Genomic DNA, 26922 nt, shown 5'->3' with positions numbered 1-26922 from the left:
TCCAAAAAGAAGCGTCCCACTTATGGGACACTCCTTCACTCTTTTACTTCCAATAAATGCGAGCCGTCAAAGAAAAACAAGTAACGGCCGGTTACCTTCTTATTCATGATCCCTTCAACAGCCCGCGTATAAAGCTGAAGCTGCATCCGGTATCGATCGGCAAGAATCTCTTTTGCCCCTTCATACCCGCTGGCAAAACGTCCGGTGATTGTATCCGTTTTATAATCGAGAAGCACAAGACCTTGTTCATCCTCAAAGATACAATCAATAACACCTTGGATTAGTATCTCTTCATCTCCAGCTGCCCAATCGCTGTAAGCTTCCTTTGCAGGCAGCGACATCGTAAATGGCACTTCACGGCGAAGGTTCACGGCCTCTAGCATTCTTTGTCCGATTTCACTGTCAAAGAAATCGACGATCGTCTCAGGGTCCACAGCTTCTTTCTGTTCCTCCGTCAACAGCTCACGTTGAATCAAGTCAACCATCAGTTCCTGAATCGACTGAATGGTAATCTCTTTAGATAAATCAATATGCTGCATGACTAAATGTGTAATCGTACCCCTTTCAGCAGGAGTCAGTGACTTTTCTTGCATGAAAGTCGGCCGCTTCGTGATAGGCCGCTTAAATTTACGCAATAGCTCTGTGGAGCTTTGCTCGTCCTTTAGTTCATATTGACGTTTTAGTTCAGAAACGGATTGCTTGGAACGATACACCGTCGCCTCATGCTCGGGGTACTCCCACTCAAGCTGTTTCTTGATATCATCATAAAACTCGGAAACGATACTGACCTTCTCCGATTTCTGGACATGTTCAAGCATTTGCTCTTGAACCAGTGCCTCTTCCTCATCCAGAACAGCAAGCTCTTCACTTGGAATGACGGAAATGGACCAATTCGATGGGTGTGATTCCATTTCCAAGCCAAGACCTGCAGCCCCAAGAGAATCCCGATGGCGGACAAGGGATGGACCAATCCAATCAAGATAACTTTTTGCACCTGCCCGTACATAGTCCTTCAATAGCCAATCTCCATGTGCCGCATTACTTTCCCAGTTCTGCTGCGTTTTTTCTGCATCATTGATACTGGCAATCAAATAAAGCTTTTCCTTAGCCCTCGTTAGAGCCACGTAGAGGACACGCATCTCCTCGGCAATTAATTCAAGCTGCTTTTTTTTCTTAAAAGCCAATTGAGGGAGGGATGGATAAGTTATCCGTAATTCGGAATTAACATACTTTGCCGCAAAGCCATAATCCTTATCCAGTAAATAGGGCTTGCGTAAATCCATCATATTGAATTGCTTGGAAAGACCGGCAATGAACACGATCGGGAACTCAAGCCCCTTTGACGAGTGAATCGTCATCAGCCGGACTACATCTTCCTGTTCTCCTAAAGCACGAGCTGCCCCTAAATCATCTCCGCGTTCTTGCATCCTTTCTATGAAACGCAAGAAACGGAACAGACCGCGGAATGAACTTGCTTCATATTGCCTTGCCCTGTCATACAGCGCTCTTAAATTGGCCTGACGCTGTTTGCCGCCCGGCATCCCACCTGCAAAATCATAAAACTGCGTTTCGCGGTATAGCAGCCAGATCAAATCTGATAATGCCTCCTGCCTGGCAAGCTTCCTCCACTTCACTAGTTTTTTATAAAAAGCAGTAGCCTTTTCATAAAGCCCCGGATGTTCTTCCGGGTCACTCTTTCTGTAAAAATCAGCTAGCGCTTCGTAGTAGCTCCCTGTATGGAATAAACGCACCTGTGACATCTCTTCTTCATCCAGTCCGACGATGGGTGAACGGAGAACGGATGCCAATGGGATATCCTGTTGCGGATTATCAATCACCTTCAATAGGGAAATCATGATGGCCACTTCGGTCGCTTCAAAATACCCTGTTGATAAATTGGCATAGACTGGAATCCCTTGTTTTTTAAATTCCTCCATGATTTGCGGTGCCCATGGCATCGAACGAAGAAGAATGACCATGTCCCGATAGGTGGCAGATCGGTACTTTTTGGTTTTCGTATCATATATCCGTTGCTTTTCGCTTATAGCCTTTTTAATGAGCTTTGCCATCTGCCTTGCTTCGAGCTGCGCTTTTTCAAGCTCCTCGGCCTCAAACCCGCCATCCGATCCTTCCATTTCCGAATGTGCTTCCGGATCGGCTGTTCCGTCAATTAAATGGAGTTCGATCGGGTTTGGATCGTCTTCGGGATATGGGGCGCCTTTTTTCAATTGGGCATCTTCATCATAATCAATCTCACCGACAGTAATGCCCATCAACTGTTGAAACAAGAAATTGGTCCCATCGAGAACTTCTTTTCGGCTCCGGAAATTGCGGTTTAAATCAATTTTCAGTCCGGAATCAACACCATCATGGGTAAAACGTGTGTATTTTCCAAGGAAGAGATTCGGTTCCGCAAGCCTGAACCGGTAAATGGACTGCTTGACATCGCCTACCATGAAAAGATTCCCATCATATTCGCCGTCTGCCGTCACAAGTTTTAAAATGGATTCCTGAACCAGGTTAGTATCCTGGTACTCATCCACTAGCACCTCTTTGAACTGGTTCCTGTATTCAATGGCTGCCGCTGAAGGTTTTCGTTCACCATCCACCGTTTCCCCTGTCAAAATTTGAAGACAATAATGTTCCAAATCGGCGAAATCCACCAAGTTCTTTTCTGCTTTTGCAGCAAAGAATCTTTCGTCAAACCGTTTAACAAGCATTACAAGTGTATCGACATATCCCTTGAGCTCCCTTATATCCCTCAAGTAGCTTTCCGGTTTACGGGTAAATAACTCTTCCTGTAACGATTTGATGATTTTCTTCGCCTTATCACGGTACTTGGTAGCCTCATCCGTAATTTCTTTGATAAACTCCGCACCAGAAAGGCGTTTTGCCGTCCCAAATTTCACGTTTTGGATTTCTTCATAAAGAGCATTCCAGGATTGGTCCTTCAACTCTGAAAGTTTAGCAACCATGGCAAGATCGGCTATATAGTTTTCAGCCCTTGGTGCCGGCCCCCCAGGGATTTTTGTCAACGCAAGCGAGCGTTCCAATAAATCCCTGGAGGTGTCCAATTGTAAACCGATATCGAACTTCAATGAATCGATAAACGAAAGATCATCAATCCCATCATCATCTGCCAGCTCATACATGCTGGCGGCACCATCAAGCCATCGGTCCGGGTCTGGATTCGATTGTGAAAAATCATGCAGCGATCGAACGATATTCTGAAGTGCATCATCGTTTCGATCGCTAGTGAAAGCATCAACCAAATTAAAGAACTCTTCATTATCACTTTGCCCATACTGCTCCTCGAAAAGCTCTTCCATCACTTCATCACGAAGCAATTGGATCTCCGTAGAATCTGCAATCCGGAAGCCCGGGTCGATATCCGTCAGATAATAATACTTCCTGATCACCTCTAAACAAAAGGAATGAAGCGTGGAAATCGAAGCACGATTAATCAAGCTCAACTGCTTACGCAAATGCTGTGAATGCGGATTATCATTGATCGCTTTTTCTAATGCCTCACTTATCCGATGACGCATCTCGGCAGCTGAGGCATTGGTAAATGTAACGACAAGCAGTTCATCAACATCGATTGGATCTTCTTCTGAAATGACTTTTTGAATGATCCGGTTGACCAGCACCGCTGTTTTCCCTGAGCCTGCTGCGGCCGCAACCAGAATGTCCTGATCTTTAGCCCATATCGCCTTCCATTGATCTTCCGTCCAAGTCACGTCTCCTGGCAGAGCAGGAATTTTCGTTTTACTCATCGCTCTCACCCTCCCCCCTTAATAGCTTAAGAACATCATTTTGTTTTTTCTGTGCCAAATTCCTGAATTGGTTCTCCTCCAGTGACTGGTCGAATTGGCATACAGATTTAAAGGAACAGAAGGTACACGGCGTTTTTTCCTTTAGTTTGTATGGCGTTATATCGACATCACCATCGACCATTCGATCACCAGCCTCCTGATAAATACGGCGCACATGATGATTCAGAAGCGAAAACTCTTCCCTGCTTGCAACTTTGGAAGCCGCAAGGAGCGATCCGTCCTTTTTAAATCCAGCTGGAATGATATCCGACTTACCAGGATTTTCAATATCAAGTGAGGTATCCATCATTTGAATGACATTTGAATGATCCAGTACAAGTCCATTCATTTTAAAGCTTTTATAAATTTCTTCTTCAATTTTATCCAAGCTGAGCATTCCCTTTGATTTGACAACAGGATTATGCACATGAAAATATAAAACCCCGGCAGGGATCGCTTCTTTTCCAATAAGCGACTTGGAATGGGTGACGACGATATCAAGGTATGTCAACATCTGCAGCGCGAGTCCATAATATACTTCACTCATGTTCAGTTCCTTTTCACTCGACTTATAATCGAGCACACGCAAATAGACACCCTCATCTTCTTCCGCTTTATCCACGCGGTCGATCCGCCCGATCAATTCCATCTTCGTACCGTTTTTCAATGTGAAAGAAAGTGGCGGCAGCTCGCCATTTTTTCCGAATCCGAGTTCTAATCCGATTGGGGCAAAACCGCTCACCTTTGCATGTTCACTTAATACGATCGAGGCCCGTCCAATCACGTGTTCCAGTTTCCTGCGTAAATAGTGATGGCGATTCGTACTTAACAAAATCTGATTTTGGAGTTTAGGAGCAAGTCTCTCCACGGCAATTCTGGCCAGCTCCAAGCATTGTTCCGAAGTCAATGTAGACCAAGGAATATCATGTTCCTTTAAGTAATCGGAAATCATTTTCAACGCTCCATGGAACATCTCGCCTATATCCGGCGCATCCAAACGGAAAATTTGCCGTTCCCTCAATTTCAAGCCATGAGCGGCATAATGGGAAAACGGGCAGCTATTGAACATTTCCATCCTGGATACACTCGTAAGAATGCTCTCACCGTATAATTGCTTACTTGTTTCCTCAGATAATTTCTTTGTCCTATTTTGATAAAAAAGGCTCGATAAAACCTTAGTTGCTGAAGGACCGGCCTTTTCATCATCAATAATGGCATTATATACATCCCACCATAGTGAATGGATTGGATAGTTCCTTTTTTTCAACTGCAATTGGGCAGCCAGGTACGATAGGGCCACATCATGATTCGCAGCATATTTCACCTGTTCCTCAGCAGGCAGATCGGACGGATCGTTCATATAATACACTTCGGAAACGTTAGGCAATACGTCCCTTACCCGTTTTAAATAGGATGAGGGTAAAAGTGCCTTTCCTTCCTCATCGGCAAGCGGATATGATAGATAAAGGGCCTCAGCAGGCGTAGTGAATGCTTTGTACGCTGTAAACTCCTCATCCAGCAGGCGCACTTTTGAACTTGGGGCAACATCAAGTCCACCAGCTTGTAGCACATCACGATCACTATCTGAAAATATTCCGTCAGATACAGCTTTTCCTGGCAGAACCCCTTCGTTCAGGCCGATAACAAAAGCTGTCTTCACATCATCCAGGCGGGATAAATCTAGGCTGGCGACCAATACTTGGTCAATTGCCGGCGGTACCAAAGAAAATTCAAGAGATTCCAGACCAGCTTCAATGATTACCGCAAACTGTTTCATGGAAAGCTCTTCCCCGCTCAGCAGTTCAACGAATTGGTCCAATAGGTCGACAACCGCATTCCAAGTTTGCTCATGCTCTCTTGCCGATACCAAATCACCTGCTTCTTCTGCCTCCAGTTTCAGCTTTTCCAATTTTTCAGGTACATGCAATTCTTCAAGATATAGATAAAGGGCTTCACACAATTCCCTGCCATTAGCAGCTTTTTTAACACGTTTTGAGAGCTTCAAGATGGGCTCGGTAAATAATTGCTTCATCTCATTCAACTCTTGCTCAAGCTTCATTTCCTTATCCGTTTGGTTCCGGTCCTCGAGTTCCAGGCCGCGGAATCGCCTGTAGGTCCAACGATCTTTGGACGTCCACCTGCTTCCTTTAATGCCGCGGGCCAGCACATAGTTCTCCAGCTTATCTACCTGTTCGCGCATCCTATCGTGATTTTTTTGCAGCGGAAATAGAAGCTCCGTCTTGATTGCACGAAATACCGGCTCATAACGCCAATAGCCATTGATGATCTCCAAAGTGGAACGAATCAGTTCAATCAGAGGATGATTCAGCATCGTCCGTTTGGAATCGACGAACAAGGGTATTTGATAATCCCGAAAAACGGTTTGTAAAATATCTGCGTATGCTTCCCCATTACGGACTAAAATCGCAATATCACGGAAGCGGTGCTGTTTCTGTCTGACCAGCGACAAGATGTCCCGGGCAACTCCCTCAATCTCAGCTCTGCGGTTAACTGCCTGGGCGATCGTTACATCAGGTGACTGCTCAAACGTTTGTGCAGGACGAATGGCAAAATAAGTTTCCAGATGATTCAGCCCTGGACTCTTTCCAAACCTTTCCGTCCCTTTTAAGATTCGATCTTCTGAAATCGGTATGCCATTCCTCAATCCAGCCTGATAAAGGTGATGATAAAGATTTCCCGTTTGCCTGAACAGCTGCAAATCATCCGGTGCATATTGCCTGTAGGGCTGATCTAACGTCAGTGAGATCGTTACACTCCTGCACAACTTCATCATTTCTTCCACAATCAATAATTCCTGTGGAGTCAAGCTATAAAAACCATCGATGTATATATCCGCATTCCTTATATATGAAGACTCTGGCATTTTCTCGATCAGCAAAGTGAAGTAGTCTTCGGAGTCTAAATATTTGTTGACCATTTCATCCTCAAAAGCCTGATAGACCAATTCAAGATCATGCAGTTTATCCTGAATGCCGCTGCCGGCCTGTGAGGTTTCTGCCAAATAGTTTTGAATGTCATCAGGCTGGATGCAATACTGCTTGAATTCAGCCAGCATTAGCTCCATCTGTGCAATGAACCCCTGCTTATCAGCAGATCGACGAAACATCTTTAACTCTTCCTTTTTATCATCCATGATCTTCCGTATCAACATATTGACGCCGACACTGTCCAAATGCAGCCGGCTCATCCCCCCGGTTTCCTGAAGGACTCGCCATGCAAGCCTGCTAAAACTGAAAACCTGTGTCCGGATCATTCCGGCAAGGCCTGGTGTTTTAATTAGTTTATATTCAGATAGAAACGTCATCTGATCAGGAACGAGGTAGATAATTGGATTTCCTTCGGGATCTTCTGCCAATTTGGAGCGGATTTCATCCAATATATTCGAAGTTTTCCCTGCACCCGATCTTCCCAGTAAAAAACGGAGTGACATCTCTTTTTCCCCCTTACAACATAATATCTAGACCCATCATACCAGAAATACTTTCGTCTCTATGAATAGGTTTCTGTTTCCAATTAGATTTACTTTCTATTATTTTACCGTTTCCCTTCAAAAAACACCAATCGTACGTTCGCATTTTTCCCCCAAAAGAAAAAGCCCACATAATTTTTGGGCTTCCACAATCATTCACCTGTAAATTTAAAATTGAAATCATTGACCGGCCAATATCGAACATCCACTTTACCGACAACATTTTCAACCGGTATATAACCAAAGTGACGGCTGTCAGCACTTTCAAGACGGTTATCACCCATGACAAAAAGCTTGCCCTCCGGAACTTTGGTCATGTCCGTCAATTCTTTTAATGTAAAATCACCCGTAAAATCCTGTTCTGGGAAACCTTCCTTGAATTTTTCAAGATAAGGCTCATCCACTTTCTCACCATTTACGTAAAGCCAATCATCTTTATAACGAATTCGGTCACCTGCAATCCCTATAACTCGCTTAACATAATCCTCTTGTGAATTCGCATGAAAAACAATAATGTCAAAACGGTTGATATCATGAATCTGGTAATTGATTTTATTCACGACAAGTTTATTTCCATCTTCAAGGGTCGGCTGCATCGACTTCCCTTCAACATCATAGCTTGAAAAGAGAAATGTACGGATTAAGATGTAAATAACAAAAGCTATCATCGCTGGTTTTATCCAATCGGATAAAGAATTCTTGTTTGTTTTTTCCATCTAGTTCAACCCCTACTGCATTTATATATTAATTTATTGTCCTTCTTCTCTCTTCATGCTTTTATTTAACCTGACTTCCAGTCTTTTCCCTACATACCATAGGATAAAGATGACGATTCCGATAATGATCGTTCGCACAGGTTTATGAATCAATGATACTAAATCGTAACCTACGAAGCTAATCGTAAAAATCATCACCGCTTTCCCACCCACTACTGCAAGTCCATATTGCAGCATACTGACTTTTGAAAGTCCTGCCACGATATTAACGATAGCCGAAGGTGTAAAAGGGAAGCAGAGTAATATGAACAAAGGACCGAATCCATGGCTCTCAACCCAAACCATCAGCCTCTGCACCTGTTTATGCTTTTGCAAAAATCGGAAAAACCTCATTTGACCATATCTTCTAATAATCCAAAAGATCAAAAAAGACCCTGCTACCGCACCAATCCAAGAAAATAAAAATCCCCACCAGAGACCAAAAGCCGTTGCATTAGCAAGCACGAACACCACTAAGGGCAAAAAAGGCAAAAAAGCTTCCAGCATCGGCAGCAAGATCCCAGGAATTGGACCGAATGAGCGATATTGCTGAATAAGTGCCGATATATGATCAAGTGTAAACCACTCACGTATAGTATCCAAATCCATAATTATCTCCCTCGACATGCTGCCATCATTGCAGCATAAACTTATTAAAAACTGTTTATTTTAGATATATCACTTTCCCCTGAAATTGCAAGAATTATTATCCATATATCTTCATACTTTCCCTATCTCCGGAAAACATAATCTTGTTAACGAATATTTCTTGATTTATCAAAACTGCTTGCAAATACACTGAAAATACATTAGGATAAAAATAGAACACACGTTCTTATTTTACGGAATATACATACTATTATTAAAAACGCGCTATTTTAGAAAGGGGCGGTCATGATGACCCGCATTCCAGAAGATGACCGAAATATGATTGAAAAAGCCATCTACCTCCCTATGGTTATTACAGTCTTAAACCGGGATCTCAAGGTCATCGAAATTAGTCCGTTTAAATTAAAAAGGCCCTATTCGGAGCTAGTCGAACATATTTTAAAAGTGGTTCAAGACGAACTTGCCGAGGTACGGCGCTATTTGCGCAAGGAGAATATTAAGGTTAGTGAAATCAAACGCGATGAATCCTTCACGATGTATTGTTTTTTATATAAAGGATACGAGGAACATCATAATTATTTCAATCCCCGCCTTCGCAACAAAACAGAAGACTTGTTATGTCATTACTTTTTCGAAAAAAACCACCGTTCAAGGAATTAGCGGGTACAGGCAACCTCCGTAAATGTTTGTGTCCATGAATGTGGATGTTTGGAGCCTTAGATCATCCAATATCTTATATGAGAAAGTTACGCTTAATCAGTCAATATAGGAATTATCGTAACGGAATGTTTCGGTTAAGAATAAGCTGATAATGTTTTTTATTTAAAACTTTATCAGCAAATGATATTCCATCGAGTGAATTTGATTTTCTGATTGAACTACACTCTGTAAATGCTTCTTGATTAATTGCTAAACATATTTAATTATATCCAATCATAGCAACATTTCACTAATATATGGTGTACAATCTATTAGATCTAATTGGAATAGCAGAAAGTATTTTGTCTAAACACAGTATATTGCACCGATTTTCATTTTCAAAACTTTTGTTAAAGGGATTTATCCAGAAGAAACACATAACAAAGAAGACGGAAAGTACAGGCCTCCCGAAGAGTTAGCGGAAAGAGATAATAAGGGTTACATAGAGACAGAAATTATACATATAAATCTTCGTACCCTTATATTGATTTACGGCAATACGCTTTAAATAATGATATACGGGTGCTGTGAAGTGCAGTCCAAATAAAGACGGGGGAAATTATGAAAAAGAGCAGCCTTATAATGAATTCTATACTTGGATATATTGCACTAGGAGTATTCGTTATTGGTTATATTAGAAGTATACCGGTATATAACTATATAATTCTAGGTTTTGAAGTAGATTACATTATTCTTACATTAGGAACGTCTTTCATTTTTGGATATATATATTACCTTGAGAAGCAATTAAAGGTCCCCCAAAAGGCACTTTTTATTGGGAGAGCATGTTTTTTTATCACTTTAATAGGTAGTTTCATTTTAGAAGTGATTTGAAATTCAGCATTCTCCCCCCCTCTATTTCTGAACCATTTGAGAGAAGAAGACTGTACACATTCCAGTAACTTTATGATACCTACACTTAAACTGTGTGCAGCTAACTTCTACAAATTAGAAAATTACTGTAAAAATGCTCTATCCTAAGGAAGCAAAAGAGGAACTGTTTGTATATCGATGGTTTTTCAAAGAAGGCTCTGAAACATAAAAAAGAAACTTAAGATTTAATGGATGAGTTATTTGAAGATTAATTCTGATGCCCTTCTCATATGAGAAGGGCTTTTGGTTGTGACTTTTGCTAAAGTAAACATTGATATGAATGATCGTATGAAAGAATCATTCCATCATCCGCCTGTAGAATATCATCTTCTCCATATTGAAAACTCAGGTACATTCCCCTTCTTCACCAGCGACAATTCCCCATAAATACCCAGGACCATTTTACCTAACCACGATTCTGACACCCGCTTCATTTTTTTATCACAAAGAAAATTATGTCCAAATCCCCATTTTTCGATTTACACATGGTAAATTATTATTTGGAGGGGAAAAATGAAAAAAATAAATATTCTACTGGTTGCTGTTCTTGTTTTGTCTTTATTTACTGGACTTAAAACAACTGAGGCAGCCTCAAATGTAAAGGTACATTTCATCAATGTTGGACAAGGAGATTCCATCCTTATTCAAACCGGTAACGAAAACGTTTTAATTGATGGCGGCGGTAAAGGAAAGGGCGACGAAGTTGTAGCCTACCTAAAAAAACAAAAGGTGAAAACACTTAATGCATTAGTATCCACTCACCCAGATGCGGATCATGTGGGCGGTCTGGCTTATGTGATTAAATCGCTTAATGTAAAATCTGTGTATGCCCCTAAAGTTTCTCATACTACCCAGGCATATAAAGACTTTTTAACTGCTGTTAAGCAGAAGAAGCTTACAATAAAAAAAGCTCAGACTGGCGTGGAAATCAACACTAAAGCTAAGGATAATTCCCTTAAATTCATTGCACCTGTTAAAGAATATGCCAAGTCTGACTTAAATAATTGGAGTGCAGTCCTTTTACTTAAACACGACAAAAAAACATTCTTGTTTACAGGTGATGCTGAAGAAAAATCAGAGACAGATATGCTGGCTAAAAAACTGGTACCAAGTGTGGATGTACTTAAAGTCGGCCATCATGGTGCAAAAACATCAACTAGTTCAGCATTCATTAACAAAACAAAACCGAAATACGCTGTAATCAGTGTAGGAAAAAATGGCTATGGGCATCCTACTTCCACTGTTATAAAACGGTTGAATTCAGTGAAGGCCAAAACTTATCGCACAGATAAATCAGGTAACATTATTTTTACTTCTACAGGTCAGAAAATTACTGTAAAGACGGTGAAATAAATGGTACAAGGAATTATTGACCGCTTCGAAGGAAAGATCGCTGTCGTTGAAATCGATGGTGGTGACATGAAGGATTTTCCTAAAAGCGCTCTCCCAAAGGGAGCAAAAGTAGGAGATATGCTGATTATCGATGGTGATACCATCACCATTTCCAAAGAGGGCACTGAGAAGTTAAGAAAAGAAATTGACGATCTAATGGATGAATTATTTGAAGATTAATTCCTGGGCCCTTCTTTAATAAGAAGGGCTTGCTTTGGTTTGACTGTTTAACGCGGTATATACTTTGACAGTACCTCTGAAGCCTTGACCCCATTTGCTTCGGTGAACAGATAGAATGATTTCCTCTTTGTTTCCTCAATCCTCTGGATCAATTTCGTTTTTAAAAAAGAAGTCCGGTGCAGCTGGTTTTCGAAAGAACTGCATGATACTGCTATATCGATGGTTTGTCTATTCCTGAATGTGATGGTAGTATGTTTGGAATCCAGGCGGTCATAGGATACCACATGCTCATGTGATAACCAGATGCATTGAGGACGCAACGGAGATGTAGTGGGAAAGAAGAAAATCGAACTGGTCGGATCGATCGCAATAGGCGCTTTATGTGTGATGTTTATAAGCTGTTTTGTGCCTTGCTTGCGTCCTTCATAACTTGACCCGAAGAACTCACAGCTTTTCTTTATTATTTCCAAAGGTTTAAACGGGGATATGAACTCGTCCTCCATTTCAACGATACGGGCATATATTTTACTGCCGTAATTGATTGGCGAAACCATTAATGTATGTGGCGTGATTTCATATTCCTCGATGATTCCCTGATTGTTTTCCTTCATTTTTAATCCACCTCTTCCTCATTGCTAAACACCGCTTTTACTTTACCAAAGCTTATACCCTTAATTGCTTGTACCCTTCCAATCCCCATTGCCGAAGAAAAGTGAATGGAGATAATAAATGTATGTTAAATTACTGACTATAATAGCACAACCCTTGAACATAAAAAGTAAGTTCACAAAAAATTAAAAATTCTTTTATATAGTGGCTTTTTCTTCATCTAAACGACACATTCTCCATTAATATTTAAATATTTTAAATTTTCAGTTGATTTTATCCGCTCAAATCCATATAATAATAAAAAGGGTCAGGGGTGGTAACTTTGAAAAATGAAAAATCTTATTCAGAGTCAGTGAAGTCCTTATCAATGAGCGAAATGAAAAACGATGCCGTGGTTCAGGAAATGTTAATTGATATGATTATTCAGGAAGCCGTCCTTACTACCAAAAAGAATATCCTTGCAAAACAGATCGATGAAGCCTTGGATAAGAAAAACAAACCTTTATTCTTAAAACTAAGTTCTGAAATGAACGTTTTACTAAAACAGTTTGGAAATTAAAATGCATGATTTATAAACAGCATATTGATCAAAAAAGCCTCCCATAATGTTGGGAGGCTTTTCTGATTATCATCACTCTTTATGAAACATCCCCATGACCTCGGATGTTTCGGTAATATTGACAAAAGCATTCGGATCAACTTCTTTTATCATCGTTTTTACATCGGTTAACTGATAACGTGTAATGACTGTCATCATTACTTTACTCTTTTCTCCTGAATATGCACCTTCACCATCCATGACTGTAATACCACGATATAGGTTGGTCAGGAGCTTCGTTTTCATTTCGTCACTCTTTTTGGTCACGATCATCAATGTTAATTTAATGTGATTGGAATGGATCGTATCGATCACCTTTCCTGCTGCATAAATGGAAATCAGCGTATATAATGCGGCATCCCAACCGAAGATGAAGCCTGAGATAACCACCACAACTCCATTCATCACCGAAAGCAATGTACCAAGTGGAAAGTCGCTCTTCTTAGCCAACAGCATGGCAATGATATCAAAGCCGCCCGAAGACCCCGAAGCACGAAAGATGATGCCTATGCCGAATCCCGATATGATTCCGCCAAATAAAGAAGACAAAATCGGTTCAGTGGATATTCCGTGAACTGGAATGAGATATAAACTGACGGAAATCACGACAACTGATAATATCGTATATGTGATAAAACGTCTCCCTAATTTCAGGTATCCAAGAATCAGCAATGGCAGGTTCATCAGAAAATTCAATATCCCTGTGTTGACTGGGGTGATGATTCCGAACATGATCGCAAGTCCACTAAGTCCGCTGCTTAAAATTAAATGTGGTATCAAAAATAAGTTGTAGGCCACTGCCACAAGCACTGAGCCTATAGTGATGAAAAGTACATTATACATATCCGATCTCCTTAAAACGAACTGGGAATTTAATTTATTATAGTAGAGAACCTAAGATTTTTAAAAATAATAGTTTTTTCTGAAAACAACTACAAACTTACTTTCCGAAGAAAAAAAGCCAGCTGGTTTTCAGCTGGCTTTCAATCACCCTTTGTATCTGCATTTTCAACCGTTGAAATCCGTTCGAGCATGGTCGGATGGGAATACCGCAGCCATTTAACCAGGAATGGCGGGTTGACCTGACTCAAACCCGACCTCGTGAGTTCCTGGAACGTCGTGATTGCTGATTCTTTATCCCCGGTCATTTCAATGGCGTAACGGTCAGCCCTTGTTTCTTGATATCTGGAAACATAATTGGACAGCGGACTCGAAGCAAAGAGCAGCACAGACGTTATCAAGAGAAATAATGGAAGGGATGATATGCTGTCAACCGAACGAACCTTTAACAGATGGCCCCAGCGTCTAATGATAAAATTCATGATTTTCGATGTCAGCCACAAACCGATTAAAGTCAGTCCTAAATAACCGGCAATCCCTATATAAATGTGCTTTTCCACATAATGAGCCATTTCATGTGCCATGATAAAAAGGATTTCATCTTCCTTCAGTTTGTTCAGGGTCGTATCCCAAAGAACTATTCTTGAGTTGGAACCTATGCCGGTCACGTATGCATTCAAGGCATTTGTCTTTTCCGCCATATTTACTTCATACACGTGTTCAGCTGGAATTTCAGCCTGTGAGGCAAGTGCCAATATTTCCGTTTCCAGCTCTTTATTTTTGAGCGGATAGAATTCATTGTACAGCGGATCAATCACTACAGGCTGAACAAACATCAGGAACAAGGTAAATGGAATGGACAACATCCAGGCATAGAGCCACCACTTCTTCACACTTTTCTTCATTAACCAATATAAAACGGAAACGATGATGAACATCATCCCAAAATTCACCCAGAATTCGATGACTCCATCCTTCATCCACGAGGTGAAACTTTGTGTACTTATATGGTAACTTTTGCTCATCCGATATCCAATGAAACTGATTGGAAACAGTGCCAGGTAAGAAATAACGGAAAGCCAGAATAAGTAAATGCCCGTTCTGATCGCTTTCCACCTCGAGACTGCCATTGACGACTTTTCAAATGCTTTTGATAAACCAAATAGTAAAATGAAGAAATACAGCAGCCATTCATATGGCGTGGATACGAAAAAAATAAAATTCCGCAGTCCTGAATATTCTTCGCTAAGCTTTAGTTCCCTTGCATTCAGGAATGTTGCAGGATCTGCTGCAGTTCCACGCAAAGCTTCGGGAATGGAGGTATCAGCTCCATAAAAAATATACCAATACATCGCTGCTGCATAAAGGATATATAATAGAATCGCTCTGCCAGCCCATTTTCTGACCATGATGCCCCTCCTTAAACGAATCTCCCTCTTAATAGTTTAATCCAAAATGGACAGGTTAGAACCGCATTTCCCTTCTATATTATTTATTCCTTTCAATCTCCATCATTTTCTTGATTCTTTATTCTTTTTTAGAACACACCTTTACGCCGATGAAAGGATCATGGACATACGAGGAAGCGGAATGTTGCATATGCAGAGGCATTTTTAAAAAGCTTGAGGGTTGGGAGGGTTAAACGATTTTGTCTCTCTGCCGCTACCTAATTGCTTTGGAATGTGAATCCGATAAAGAATCCGTGTAAGCGATTAACGGGGGGACGGGCATGAGTAGTTATCCCTTCATCCCGCTATTTTGAAAGCTATACAAAAGCGCCATAAGCTCCGGTCGATTATTAACATTCAGTTTTCTGTAAATCCGGCTTATATAGTTTTTTACCGTGCCGATGGATAGAAAAAGCTTTTTTGAAATTTGCTGATTCGTTTCCCCTTGGGTTAGCAGGATAAGCAGTTCATACTCACGCTTGGAAAAGGCTCCTAATTTTTCGATTGCCTTATCCAAAGTTACTGGTAATCTTTCAACATCCTGCTGCAGCTTCTTCATTAATATTGATTTTATTGAGGCAGGATAGACTATTTGACCATTGGCACATTGACGGATTGCCGACAGCACTTGTTTCATTCCCCCACCCTGTAACACATAACCTGCTGCACCATGGCATATCGCTTCGATAAGATAATGATCTTCTGAATAGGCAGTAAAAATGACGAAAGGAGTAAATGGGTGTTTTTCCTTTAGAATTGGCATGACTTCCTGTCCATACTTCCCTGATGACCGGGCATCAATAAGAATGGCATCTGGCATGACTGATGGTCTATGATCAGAATCAAGAAGGTCCACTTCGTTTCCAGTGATCCCTATGACCTTAATATCAGCTTCTTTTTCAATGATTCCCTCAAGTCCTCCCTGACCACCATATATCATTAGCTTAATCGACTTCATAACTTCACCTGTTCTTTTTCATTATTTGTTATTAATCCGATATTTTTATAATTTCCCGAAGCGGAATAGTTCTAATGGTCTGTATTTTACATCATTAATTCGCCTGATAACAAATTTAAACTGTAAAAATACTTTAAATAAATGTGTTCCTCCTGACAGTAAAAAGGCTATCAACCCGTTTGCCTTCAGGATGATAGCCTTTTTCTTTGTTCCTCATCTATGAGCGTATCAAGTTTCATGATGCTCTCCTTTGCCCGGGGGAAATCAATTTTGCGATAATGGTGTTTTCCACCTTCTTCTTCATCTTTTTCGTCGGCCCATTTGACGACTTGCTGAAGCGGTGTACGAATAATATCATTTGAAGGTAAGAACGAATCGGTGTGAAATAAAATGGCGAGGGAAATGGTCTTTGCCTTTATCGGGTTTTCTCCCAAGCGGATTAACAGTTTATGTGCTCGTTCTGCACCTTTGATGGGGTGAATATCATTTTGTTTATACAGATCATAATCCCATTTTCCATTGCGATACCAGGTGAAATGACCCATATCATGCAAAAGTCCGGCTTTAGCAGCAATATCAGGGTCGACATTATATTCGTTTGCTAAGTGAAACGCATGGTATGCTACCGCAATCGCATGTGCCAGACCTGAACGGTTCAAGTATTTTTGAGCAATGGGATGTGCAAAAATATCCAAAAGCTTTACATCTCTCATCAAACCCCTCCTTACAATTATGTGGAAATTTTTAATGACTATCATAACTCTTTTCGAAACAAGAATCAAGGTTTTAAGATTCCCCGATATATTTTATGCAGCCTGATACACTTTGGTTGTACAAAAAAAGACCATTGCCGGTTATAGGCAATGATCCCTTATGATCAATGAAATTCAGTTTTGCAGTACATGGTTTTTCAAGGAGCGTCGTAAAATTTTACCTGTCGCGTTTTTTGGAAGTTCATCCAAAAACTCAATTTTTGCCGGTACCTTATATTTGGCCAAGTGTTCCATGCAATAGGAAAGCAGTTCTTCCTCGGTCAATGCATTGTTTTTCTTTACCACAAAGCATTTAACCACTTCCCCCTGATTGGGATCGGGAACGCCTATGGCTGCCGCCTCAACTACTTCAGGATGGGCATACAGAACCTCCTCCACTTCACGTGGATAGACATTATAGCCACCGACGATAATAAGCTCCTTTTTACGATCTACAATGAAAAAATAGCCTTCATCATCCATCCTGGCTAAATCGCCTGTATATAACCAGCCATCTTTCAAGACAGCGGCTGATTCTTCAGGCATTTTATAATACCCCTTCATTACATTCGGACCTCTGACAATCAATTCTCCTACCCCATTGATCGGCACTTCTTCTCCAAGCTCATTGACCACTTTGTTTTCCACCCTAAGGATGGAGGTTCCGATGGATCCCGCCTTCCTTGGACGATCCAAAGGATTGAAGCAGGTAACAGGAGAAGCTTCGGATAAGCCATATCCTTCTGAAACCCTGACATTAAATTTCCGCTCGAATGATTCAAGCAGGGACACTGGCATGGCGGAACCGCCCGATATGCATATGCGTAACGACTTTAAAGCATCTTCTTTCGCATCTGGATATTGGAAAAGAAAGTTATACATCGTAGGCACTCCAGCAAAAACGGTTGCATCATATTTTTTGATTTGCCTGAATATTTCTTTTGGACTGAATTGCGGGACAATTAAAAGCGTACCTCCGCTTATCAATGGGGCATTCACAACTACCGTTAAACTGAAAACATGGAACATTGGCAATGTCGTAATGACACGGTCACTTTCCGTGATTCTTAAATATTCACCAATATCATGTGCATTGGAGTAGATATTGGTATGTGTGAGCATGGCCCCCTTTGGTTTCCCTGTTGTTCCCGAAGTATAGAGTATGATTGCCGTATCTTCAGGATCCAGTTCTGGACCTTTAAAGCCGTCATCCCCCGATTCGATCATTTTTGTAAACGATTTCATTTTTGGGTAGATGTTAAATTTGCTAATATCCCCATTATCAGGCTCCGTTTCACAAATCACATATTGTTCTACGCTTGAGAGGATCGGGTTCATTTTCTCTAGTAAGGGTAAAAGCTTATCTAATGCCACAACAACCTTTACATCGCCATTATTCAGGATATAACCAATTTCGTCAGGTGTGTAAATTGGATTGACGGGAATTACGGTCGCCCCTGCTCGCATAGCTCCATACAACGAAATGATGAAATGCGGAGAGTTGCCTAATAACAGCGCAATGTTATCACCTTTTGAAACACCAAGCCTATGTAATTCGTCTGCGAATTTCGTAACGGCTTTATCCAATTCCCCATATGAAGTGGATTGATCCATAAAGTAATATGCTGGCTTATCCGCCTTTTTTAAAGCCATTTGATGAAGCTGTTCAGATAAATTCATCTTTCTCCCTCCCCTGCAAATAGAATGAATGAATAGTCATTCATTTTTATGGTGAACTAAATACATTTTTATTATATTAAAAGAATGCGATCACAGCAACAATTTTATCCATATTCAAGCAATTACTGTCATTATTAGGCACAAAAGCCGTCCTATTAAATCGGGACGGCTTTTCAGGCTTAATATATTAAAGCCAATATTTCTTCCTTCGTTACATTGCCAAAATAATGACGAACATCAATCTCATCTAGAACCCTGCTGATTGCTTCCTTTTCATAGCGTATTCCAGTAAGCTTTTGTTCAATATCCGCAACCTCTCCGACTCCGAAGAAATCGCCGTAGATTTTACAATTTTCTATGATTCCCCTGTTTACTTCAAGGCGGATATCAACAGATCCCACAGGGAATCTATGTGAGTTTTGCAAGTTGAATTTAGGTGATTTTCCGTAATTCCACTCCCAGTTTTGATATCGTTCTTCCGAGATTTCGTGAATTTTCTCCCAATCCGTCTCGGTTAAAACATACTCTGTAACCTTTCCGCTATCTTTGAAAATATTTTGCAGAAGGAATGAACGGAATTCGTCAACAGACATCGGTTCTTTTAGGAAATCGGCAATATTACCGACACGGCTTCTTATCGATTTAATCCCTTTGGACTCGATTTTATCTTTTTTCACTTTTAAAGCGGATACAATGTGATCCATTTCTGATTTAAACAGCAATGTCCCATGACTGAACATTCTGCCCTTCGTTGAGAACATCGCGTTTCCCGAGATTTTCTTTCCTTCAGCCAGAATATCGTTGCGACCGCTCAATTCAGCATGTATTCCTAGTTTCTCGAGCGTTTCCACGACAGGCTGGGTGAATTTCTTAAAGTTATGGAAACTATCCCCATCATCTCTCGTGATGAAACTGAAATTGAGATTCCCTAGGTCATGATAAACCGCTCCACCCCCGGAAAGGCGGCGAACAACTGTAATGCCATTTCCATCTACATAATCGGAATTGATTTCTTCAATCGTATTTTGATTCCTTCCAATGATGATTGAAGGACGATTAATGTAAAATAGAAGATAGGTTTCATCTATATTTAAATGTTTAAGCGCATATTCTTCGATGGCAAGGTTAATTCTTGGATCTGTAATTCCCTTATTATCAATAAAAAGCACAGTTGTTCCTCCTTGTAGACTTTATATCCCCGATGTTTCATTTATAGTTGGAATTCAAGATTGGTTCTGGCTACAGCTATTTCCCTTTTGAATACCTCGGATGCTTCTTTTTTCAGTTGATCAAGATTCCCATAATGCGGGAGGTGAGTTAACAGCAAAAGCTGGACGTCAGCCTTTTCTGCCAGCATGCCCGCTTCCCTTGCCGTCATATGCCCCGCCTTTGAACCATCCATGTCACTGTAAAAGTTACTTTCACATAATAAAACATTTGCGTCTTTAGCGAAATCTGCAAGCTCATCCATATATGAACTGTCACCTGTGTAAACTATCGAATGATTTTCAGCTTCAATCCTCATTGCAAAACAAGGGACTGGATGTTTTGTTTTCATGAACGTAAATTTACACGGTCCAATGGTGAAGGGTTGATCAGCAGAGAAGGCTATCCCCTTTGTCACGTCTTTATAAGTTAACTTACCAAATTCGACTTCGTCTAAATCATGACCATATATAGGAATGGTCCTTTTTTCGCTGCCCAATATCTGCTGTATGAACGCAGCGTGCTGCAGGACACCAATATCCGCTACATGATCTGGATGATAGTGGGATAATACAACTGCACCAAGATCCTCCGGCTTCATATGGTTTTGCAGCTGTGATAGAACACCGCTGCCACAATCAAGCAGAATGCGAAAATCTTCGTATTCAAGCAAATAACCGGAACTTGCCTCATTTTTAGCTGGATAACCGCCCCAGCAGCCAATTACGGTGATTTTCATGCTTAGGCACTCCTTTTTTTCTCTCAATGACTTCCCCATTAATATAAACTATTCTTGCCCTTATTTCACCTTTTTTACTTATGTTATAAAACATTCATTGACATTCTAAAACTGTTATAATACAATAAAACCATAGAAAAGCGAATAATAAAAAAATTCAGGAGATGATGTTCATGATTCAAAGTAGCATTGAGTTCTTTAAAAACCTGCCACCGAAACAATGCACGGAATGCGGAAAAAAAATTGAAGAACAGCACGAATGTTATGGAAACCACTGTGATCATTGCCTTTCTGGAGAGTAGTTGTCCTGTGTTTCACCATCCGCTTCCCAAATAGCAGGATGAATTCATATATGGTTCGGTTTCGCAGTTGAAAACCCCAAATAAAAAGAAGAGGTACCGAACGGTATCTCTTCTTTTTATTTGGGATTCTGCATTTGAGCAAAAAAATAGAATTATCACGTAACGGATAATCCTTTAAATAAATATATTTTAAATAGTTCAGCAATTTCCTCTTTCTCTAATGGGGCATGGTTCCTTTCCCAATCAAAAATCAGGGCAAGGTACATCTTTAGCATCAGGAAAGCTGTTATCTCTGGATCGCAAGGCTGTATATAGCCCTTATCAATCGCTATTTTTAGTTTTTCCTTAATGTAGGATACAATGGCTTCTTCCATTTCATTAACCATATCCTGAACGGCCGGCGTACCAATTTCGCGCTCTTCCTGAAGAAGTTTCAAAGATAATTGATGTTCCTGCCTGAACTCCAGAATTCGATAAACGGCTCGATGCAGGTTTTCAAAAAAGGAGAGTTGGTCATCCAAAGATTGTTCCGCCTCATATTTCATTTCCTCTATCAACCGCTGAACGATTTCTTTAAACAGCTCTTCTTTATTTTTGTAAAAGGTATAAATGGTCCCTTTTCCCACATTGGCAATTTTAGCGACTTGATCCATCGTCGTCGCCTTATATCCAAAAAGTGAAAACGACTTGGTCGCAGCTTCTAAAATTAATTTTTTACGATCAACAGACATTTCCCACCTCAATCCTGACCAAACGGACAAAACAGTCATTATGTTCAACGATATCATACCAAAAATTTTCAGTCTTTTCAATTATATTTTCATTTTCTTATAGAAACAATGGCCATCCTCATTACTGGACAGCCACTTTTTCGAGTATTCATTTAAATCACCAAGGTCAAGTAAAAAGAAAGCATCGCTTTTCTCAGTTTACAACATCTTTCAACTTCACATGAAAATATGTAGAGCACATTGCAAGCATGGTTAAACCACTTTTTCCTATTGACTGATCACTTTTCCTGTAATCTGTTTAAAATGATTGTGGCCAAAGCATCGATGAATTCAGGTTTAACATTGGGCATATCCGGCCTATAGTAGCCTGCACCAATCTCTTCCGTCACAACCTTACATTCATAATCGTTATCATAAAGCACTTCAAGGTGCTCGGCAACAAAGCCGACAGGAATATAAATGAAAGCGTTATAACCTTTTGCTTGATGAAGATCTCTGGTTAAATCCTGTACATCAGGTCCCAACCATGGTTCAGGAGTTTGTCCAGCGCTTTGCCAGCCTACTGCATAATTGCTGACCCCTGCGCCTTTTGCAATCATGTCTGCCGTTTCTTTCAGTTGATTTGGATACGGATCTCCCGATTGCAGGATTTTTTCAGGGAGGCTATGTGCCGACACAATCAAAGCGAAATTATCGCGTTCTTCCGAGGTCATTTTCCCGATTACTTCTTTTACTTGGTCTACCCAATATTGGATGAATTTGGGCTCATCATACCAGCTTTCAACGGAAGTGATGGTCAGGTCCCCCAATTTAGCGGCTTCATCCTGGGCACGTCCATTATAAGACTTCACGCTGAATGTTGAAAAATGCGGTGCCAATACTATACTGACCGCTTCTTTGATTCCATCTTCATGCATTTGTTTCACTGCGTCTTCAACAAAAGGTTCAATATGTTTCAATCCAAGATATGCCTTGAATTCAACTTCCTCCTGAACGGAATTCAATTTCTTTTCAAGCGCTTCGGCTTGCCCTGCGGTTATTTTTGCAAGCGGGGATAATCCACCGATCGCTTCATATCTGCCTTTTAGGTCGGCAATCAATTCGTCGCTTGGCCGTCTCCCATGACGAATATGTGTATAATATCTTTCAATATCCTCTTCAGTGTACGGAGTACCATAAGCCATGACTAAAAGGCCCATTTTTTTTCTTGCCATGAAGTTACACCTCTTTTAAAGATTTCGTTCTTTTATTGTGCATCCATTTAAGTATTTTTAGCAAATGGTTCGCTCAACTTATTTCATTTTTGAAGAATATTCATGAATGAAAGCGGTCAGCCTCTTCAGTGTTTCCGGGTTTACGGAAGGGAAAACCCCATGTCCAAGATTAAAGATGTAGCCGTCCTGTTCCATGCCCTGATCCAGGATCCTTTTCGTCCGTTCTTCTATAACATCCCATGATGATAATAGCAGGGCAGGATCAAGATTACCTTGTACCGTTTTCTGGATTCCCATTTGTCTCGCTTCTGTAATTGGCAGTCTCCAATCGAGCCCTACTACATCAATAGGAAGATCATTCCACTCAAGTGCCAAGTGACTTGCGCCGACCCCGAACATGATTAGCGGTACATTTTCTTCACGCAATGATGAAAAGATACGAGTCATGATCGGCTTGATGAATACGCGGTAATCTTCAACATTCAAAGCACCCACCCAGGAATCAAAGATTTGGATGGCTTTGACGCCGGCTTTGATTTGCGACTTGACATAGATGATGATCATATCCGCTAGCTTATCCATTAATGCAAACCAGGCCTTTGGCTCTGTATACATGAAAGCTTTCGTCTTATTGTAGTTTTTGGAGGGGCCGCCTTCAATCATGTATGAAGCAATGGTGAACGGTGCCCCGGAGAAACCGATCAAAGGAACGGACAATTGCTCCGTGGTCAATAATTTAATCGTGTCCAACACATATGGGATGTCTTTCTCTGGGTTCAATTCACCTAATTTTTCAACATCTGACACCGATTGGATCGGATTGGATATGACTGGACCGATTCCGGACTTAATCTCAACATCGACACCAATGGCTGGTAGCGGTGTCATTATATCTTTATATAAAATCGCAGCGTCTACATCATATTGCTCGACTGGCAATCTAGTTACATAAGCACATAATTCCGGCTGATGAGTAATTTCAAAAAGTGAGTACTTCTCTTTCAATTTACGGTATTCCGGCTGTGAACGGCCGGCCTGACGCATATACCAAACAGGCACATGATCCGTTTTCTCTCCTCTCGCAGCTTTTAAGAATGTATCATTCGTAATTTCCTTAGACATTAATATCCACCTTTCAAGCAATCACGTTTCTATTTTTATTCATTACCTACATAGAATATCAGAAGGATGTTGAATTTCAAATCGAATCTCCTTAAACTATAGCTTTTTCTATAATAGAAGTATAGCCAACCTATATATTTGTCAGAAAATCGACGTTTTTATAAGTATCCTACCGGTTTACAAGCCTAGTGGTTAGTTTGGAAATGGTAAAAGCACTATTCATTGGGTAAAATGGGTATACAGGTACTATATAGAAATTGGAGGGGAATTTATGAATGTATTCATCACATCAGGCACTTACGATTTTTTAAAAATCAAAAAAGATAAGCACCCGAATGAAAAAATATTACTTATGCAAAATCCTGACACTGCAGTACTTTTACATGAAACAACAGGTAAAACGATCTTCAGCTCTCCACGTAAGTATGAAGTAGTTGATGGGAAAGGAAACCTTCAGGATCATGGGTATGTAGTCATGAACAATATCCCTGTAAGTGAAGAAGGAAGGCCGGTATTCGAACATCGTTTTAAAAACAGGGCCGGATTCATTGAAAATGAACCAGGTTTCGTCGCACTTCGTGTACTGCGGCCAATCAACTCTGAAACTTATGTAATTCTAACGATTTGGGAGAAACAAGCTGATTTCCTGAACTGGAAGAATTCCGGTTCCTTTAAGATGGCGCATAACAGCGACTCCAAAGCTCCCGTTACGAATTCCAGCCAGAAGATGTTTTCCGGTGAAGCTTATGTCACTCAATATACATTGGTGAAGGATTCCGAAGAATAATCCATTCTTGTTCAATAAAAGGCCCATCCCCTTAAGGATGGGCCTCTTCATAGTAATGCAGATCGTTATTTGGACGCTAAAAAATCATAAAAACCCTATAACAATCCGACAAATTCCTTCTTTATTTCCGGGGAAATGCAACGGATATTTACATATATTTTATCTGAATCCTTTTTTCAAAGTACTCTAGGCCCCAGGAATTTATACAATTTAAACAAGGTTAAACTATATGCCGCTCCTAATGCAAAACCTGCAAAGATATCAGTTGGAAAATGAACTTTCATAGCGATCCTGCTGACACCAATTAGCAGAATGAGACAAACGAAACCGACTCCCACTGCCCATTTCAATGAGTTTCCTTTAATTTCTTTCATGATTAAATAAGCAACCATACTGAAGAAAATAAGGCCCACCATTGCGTGTCCACTTGGAAAACTGAAGCCAGCGGTCTCCATCAAATGATTTTCAGGGCGCACTCTTTTAACATGATTTTTTATCCACCCGTTTAACACATCACCCCCAGCAATTCCGATAGAGAAGACGGCCATGGTCCAATAATCCTTCTTTATTATCCACAAATATAGAACACATAATAAGCTTCCAAAACCAATGAACTTGGATTTCCCAAGATAAGTAATGGTCTTGAAGAAAGTGAACGAAAAAGTATTTTCACCTACGGAAAAAAGTTCCGCAATATATGTATCGAACGCTAAAGCCTCCTCACTTTGGACTTCATGCATCAAAAAAAAGAATAGCAATATGCAAAGCAAAACCAAAGCAATCCAGAAATATTTAATCATTATATATCTCTCCTCGAGGTATTTAATACACTTTGGATTATTCAGAATATGATATACTATTTACAATTAATCCAATCATTGGGAGGTGCAAAATGATACAGCAATTACACGATCTTCTAGATGGTTCATATGAAGAAATGGTTTCCATCCGGCGTTATCTTCATCAACACCCCGAGCTTTCTTTTCGAGAAACCCAAACGGCGGCCTTCATCGCTGGATATTATGAAAAACTTGGAATCGAACACCGGACGAATGTAGGCGGTAATGGGGTTATTGCCAAGGTCACAGGCAGTAAGCCTGGTAAAACCGTAGCATTGCGCGCCGATTTCGACGCCTTACCCATTCAAGATGAAAAAGAAGTTCCCTATAAATCTTCCGTACCCGGGGTAATGCATGCGTGTGGACACGATGGCCATACAGCGACACTCCTTGTCCTTGCAAAAAATCTGAATGAACTGAAGGATGAGCTCGAAGGTGAATATATATTTATCCACCAGCATGCTGAAGAATATGCTCCAGGGGGTGCCAAACCGATGATTGAGGCTGGCTGCCTTGATGGAGTGGATGTAATTTTCGGCACCCATTTATGGGCAACGGCCCCAACCGGAACAGTCCAATACGCTTATGGACCCCTTATGGCCGCTGCTGACCGTTTTGAAATCACCATTCAAGGGCAGGGCGGGCATGGAGCCCAGCCGCATAAAACCCGTGATGCAATCGTAGTCGGCTCTCAGCTCGTCATGGCCCTGCAGCAAATAGTGAGCCGCCGCCTAAACCCAATAGATTCTGCAGTCATTACCGTCGGTTCCTTTGTAGCAGATAATGCCTTTAACGTCATAGCAGATAAGGCTAAAATAATCGGGACAGTCCGTACATTCAAGGAAGATGTCCGTTCATTCATTAGCGAGGAAATGGAGCGGATTGTTAAAGGAACCTGCCTAGCTGCGGACTGCACCTATGAATATCAATACTTTCAAGGTTATCCACCTGTTATTCCACATGTTGAGGAAACTAAATTCCTCATCGAAAGCACTGAGTCAGTCAAGGAAGTTTTGATTACAGAGGAAATTGACCCGGATATGACAGGTGAAGATTTTTCTTATTATTTACAAAATGTAAAAGGTACATTCTTCTTTACGGGAGCCAGGCCAAAAAATGAACATACATTTCCGCATCATCATCCTTTGTTTGACATTGATGAAAATGCGATGCTCATTGCAGCCAAAATATTAGGCACTGCAGCGGTAACCTATCACAATAAGAAACAATCATCCCAAATGGTGAATGAATCTTTATTGCGGTAATGGTAAAGGGACGGGCTAT

The 26922-nt window shown here is 40.7% G+C and carries 23 protein-coding genes; 7 read left to right on the top strand and 16 right to left on the bottom strand.

Annotated elements, in window-relative coordinates:
• Positions 1–35 precede the first annotated feature (35 nt).
• The 4 genes from addA to ABOA58_RS06580 all read right to left on the bottom strand — a co-directional run bounded on the left by addA (position 36) and on the right by ABOA58_RS06580 (position 8669).
• A complete protein-coding gene (gene addA / locus ABOA58_RS06595; RefSeq protein WP_350301703.1) occupies positions 36–3776 on the bottom strand; it encodes a helicase-exonuclease AddAB subunit AddA in 3741 nt (1246 codons plus the stop codon).
• A complete protein-coding gene (gene addB / locus ABOA58_RS06590) occupies positions 3769–7266 on the bottom strand; it encodes a helicase-exonuclease AddAB subunit AddB (RefSeq protein ID WP_350301702.1) in 3498 nt (1165 codons plus the stop codon). The genes addA and addB overlap by 8 nt, the downstream gene beginning before the upstream one ends.
• 191 nt (positions 7267–7457) lie before the next feature.
• Positions 7458–8021, bottom strand: a complete 564-nt coding sequence (lepB, locus tag ABOA58_RS06585) for a signal peptidase I (RefSeq protein WP_350301701.1) — start codon at positions 8019–8021, stop codon at positions 7458–7460.
• A gap of 33 nt (positions 8022–8054) precedes the next feature.
• Positions 8055–8669: a TVP38/TMEM64 family protein gene (locus ABOA58_RS06580; protein WP_350301700.1), complete on the bottom strand. Its 615-nt coding sequence runs from the start codon at positions 8667–8669 to the stop codon at positions 8055–8057.
• A gap of 288 nt (positions 8670–8957) precedes the next feature.
• Here ABOA58_RS06580 and ABOA58_RS06575 point away from each other — a divergent pair, with 288 nt between their 5' ends.
• The 3 genes from ABOA58_RS06575 to ABOA58_RS06565 all read left to right on the top strand — a co-directional run bounded on the left by ABOA58_RS06575 (position 8958) and on the right by ABOA58_RS06565 (position 11813).
• Positions 8958–9329, top strand: a complete 372-nt coding sequence (locus tag ABOA58_RS06575) for a hypothetical protein (protein WP_350302809.1) — start codon at positions 8958–8960, stop codon at positions 9327–9329.
• Between the two features lie 1425 nt (positions 9330–10754).
• A complete protein-coding gene (locus ABOA58_RS06570) occupies positions 10755–11594 on the top strand; it encodes a ComEC/Rec2 family competence protein (protein WP_350301699.1) in 840 nt (279 codons plus the stop codon).
• Entirely contained in the window at positions 11595–11813 is a 219-nt protein-coding gene (locus tag ABOA58_RS06565) for a DUF3006 domain-containing protein (protein ID WP_057275817.1), read from the top strand.
• 47 nt (positions 11814–11860) lie between these two features.
• Here the strand turns inward: ABOA58_RS06565 and ABOA58_RS06560 are convergent, their stop codons facing one another.
• On the bottom strand, positions 11861–12424 hold the full coding sequence (locus ABOA58_RS06560; RefSeq protein WP_350301698.1) for a competence protein ComK: 564 nt from the start codon (positions 12422–12424) through the stop codon (positions 11861–11863).
• A gap of 320 nt (positions 12425–12744) precedes the next feature.
• Between ABOA58_RS06560 and ABOA58_RS06555 the strand changes: the two genes are divergently transcribed.
• Entirely contained in the window at positions 12745–12981 is a 237-nt protein-coding gene (locus tag ABOA58_RS06555; RefSeq protein ID WP_137017118.1) for an IDEAL domain-containing protein, read from the top strand.
• A gap of 72 nt (positions 12982–13053) precedes the next feature.
• Here ABOA58_RS06555 and ABOA58_RS06550 read toward each other — a convergent pair whose 3' ends face one another.
• The 7 genes from ABOA58_RS06550 to ABOA58_RS06520 form a co-directional block, all read right to left on the bottom strand.
• On the bottom strand, positions 13054–13863 hold the full coding sequence (locus ABOA58_RS06550; protein WP_350301697.1) for a YitT family protein: 810 nt from the start codon (positions 13861–13863) through the stop codon (positions 13054–13056).
• 140 nt (positions 13864–14003) lie between these two features.
• Positions 14004–15269, bottom strand: coding sequence for a M48 family metallopeptidase (locus ABOA58_RS06545; RefSeq protein WP_350301696.1), 1266 nt, complete (start codon positions 15267–15269; stop codon positions 14004–14006).
• A 328-nt stretch (positions 15270–15597) separates the two neighbouring features.
• A complete protein-coding gene (locus tag ABOA58_RS06540; RefSeq protein WP_350301695.1) occupies positions 15598–16266 on the bottom strand; it encodes a response regulator transcription factor in 669 nt (222 codons plus the stop codon).
• Positions 16267–16451: 185 nt separating this feature from the next.
• Complete coding sequence (locus ABOA58_RS06535; protein WP_048677997.1) at positions 16452–16979, bottom strand: HD domain-containing protein; 528 nt, start codon at positions 16977–16979, stop codon at positions 16452–16454.
• 174 nt (positions 16980–17153) lie between these two features.
• Positions 17154–18698: a fatty acid--CoA ligase family protein gene (locus ABOA58_RS06530; RefSeq protein ID WP_350301694.1), complete on the bottom strand. Its 1545-nt coding sequence runs from the start codon at positions 18696–18698 to the stop codon at positions 17154–17156.
• Positions 18699–18877: 179 nt separating this feature from the next.
• Positions 18878–19867 carry a lipoate--protein ligase gene (locus ABOA58_RS06525; protein ID WP_350301693.1) on the bottom strand — a complete coding sequence of 330 codons (990 nt, stop codon included), beginning with the start codon at positions 19865–19867 and terminating at the stop codon, positions 18878–18880.
• Between the two features lie 41 nt (positions 19868–19908).
• On the bottom strand, positions 19909–20643 hold the full coding sequence (locus tag ABOA58_RS06520) for an MBL fold metallo-hydrolase (RefSeq protein ID WP_350301692.1): 735 nt from the start codon (positions 20641–20643) through the stop codon (positions 19909–19911).
• 173 nt (positions 20644–20816) lie between these two features.
• Here ABOA58_RS06520 and yhfH point away from each other — a divergent pair, with 173 nt between their 5' ends.
• On the top strand, positions 20817–20945 hold the full coding sequence (gene yhfH, locus ABOA58_RS06515; RefSeq protein ID WP_133348820.1) for a protein YhfH: 129 nt from the start codon (positions 20817–20819) through the stop codon (positions 20943–20945).
• 155 nt (positions 20946–21100) lie between these two features.
• Here the strand turns inward: yhfH and ABOA58_RS06510 are convergent, their stop codons facing one another.
• The 3 genes from ABOA58_RS06510 to hemE form a co-directional block, all read right to left on the bottom strand.
• Positions 21101–21676: a TetR/AcrR family transcriptional regulator gene (locus ABOA58_RS06510; RefSeq protein WP_133349319.1), complete on the bottom strand. Its 576-nt coding sequence runs from the start codon at positions 21674–21676 to the stop codon at positions 21101–21103.
• Positions 21677–21954: 278 nt separating this feature from the next.
• Positions 21955–22890, bottom strand: a complete 936-nt coding sequence (gene hemH, locus ABOA58_RS06505) for a ferrochelatase (RefSeq protein ID WP_350301691.1) — start codon at positions 22888–22890, stop codon at positions 21955–21957.
• 78 nt (positions 22891–22968) lie between these two features.
• Positions 22969–24012, bottom strand: coding sequence for a uroporphyrinogen decarboxylase (gene hemE / locus ABOA58_RS06500; protein WP_350301690.1), 1044 nt, complete (start codon positions 24010–24012; stop codon positions 22969–22971).
• A 271-nt stretch (positions 24013–24283) separates the two neighbouring features.
• Between hemE and ABOA58_RS06495 the strand changes: the two genes are divergently transcribed.
• Complete coding sequence (locus ABOA58_RS06495; RefSeq protein ID WP_101224173.1) at positions 24284–24799, top strand: antibiotic biosynthesis monooxygenase family protein; 516 nt, start codon at positions 24284–24286, stop codon at positions 24797–24799.
• 176 nt (positions 24800–24975) lie between these two features.
• On the opposite strand, the gene ABOA58_RS06490 is transcribed toward ABOA58_RS06495, so the two are convergent.
• Positions 24976–25599, bottom strand: coding sequence for a phosphatase PAP2 family protein (locus ABOA58_RS06490; protein WP_350301689.1), 624 nt, complete (start codon positions 25597–25599; stop codon positions 24976–24978).
• A 92-nt stretch (positions 25600–25691) separates the two neighbouring features.
• Between ABOA58_RS06490 and ABOA58_RS06485 the strand changes: the two genes are divergently transcribed.
• Positions 25692–26903, top strand: a complete 1212-nt coding sequence (locus tag ABOA58_RS06485; RefSeq protein WP_350301688.1) for a M20 family metallopeptidase — start codon at positions 25692–25694, stop codon at positions 26901–26903.
• Positions 26904–26922: the final 19 nt, after the last annotated feature.

The organism is Peribacillus frigoritolerans (assembly GCF_040250305.1).
In the GTDB taxonomy this organism is placed as follows: domain Bacteria; phylum Bacillota; class Bacilli; order Bacillales; family DSM-1321; genus Peribacillus.
The sequence above is the reverse complement of the archived record's forward strand: the minus strand, read 5'-3'. Positions and strand labels throughout refer to the sequence as shown.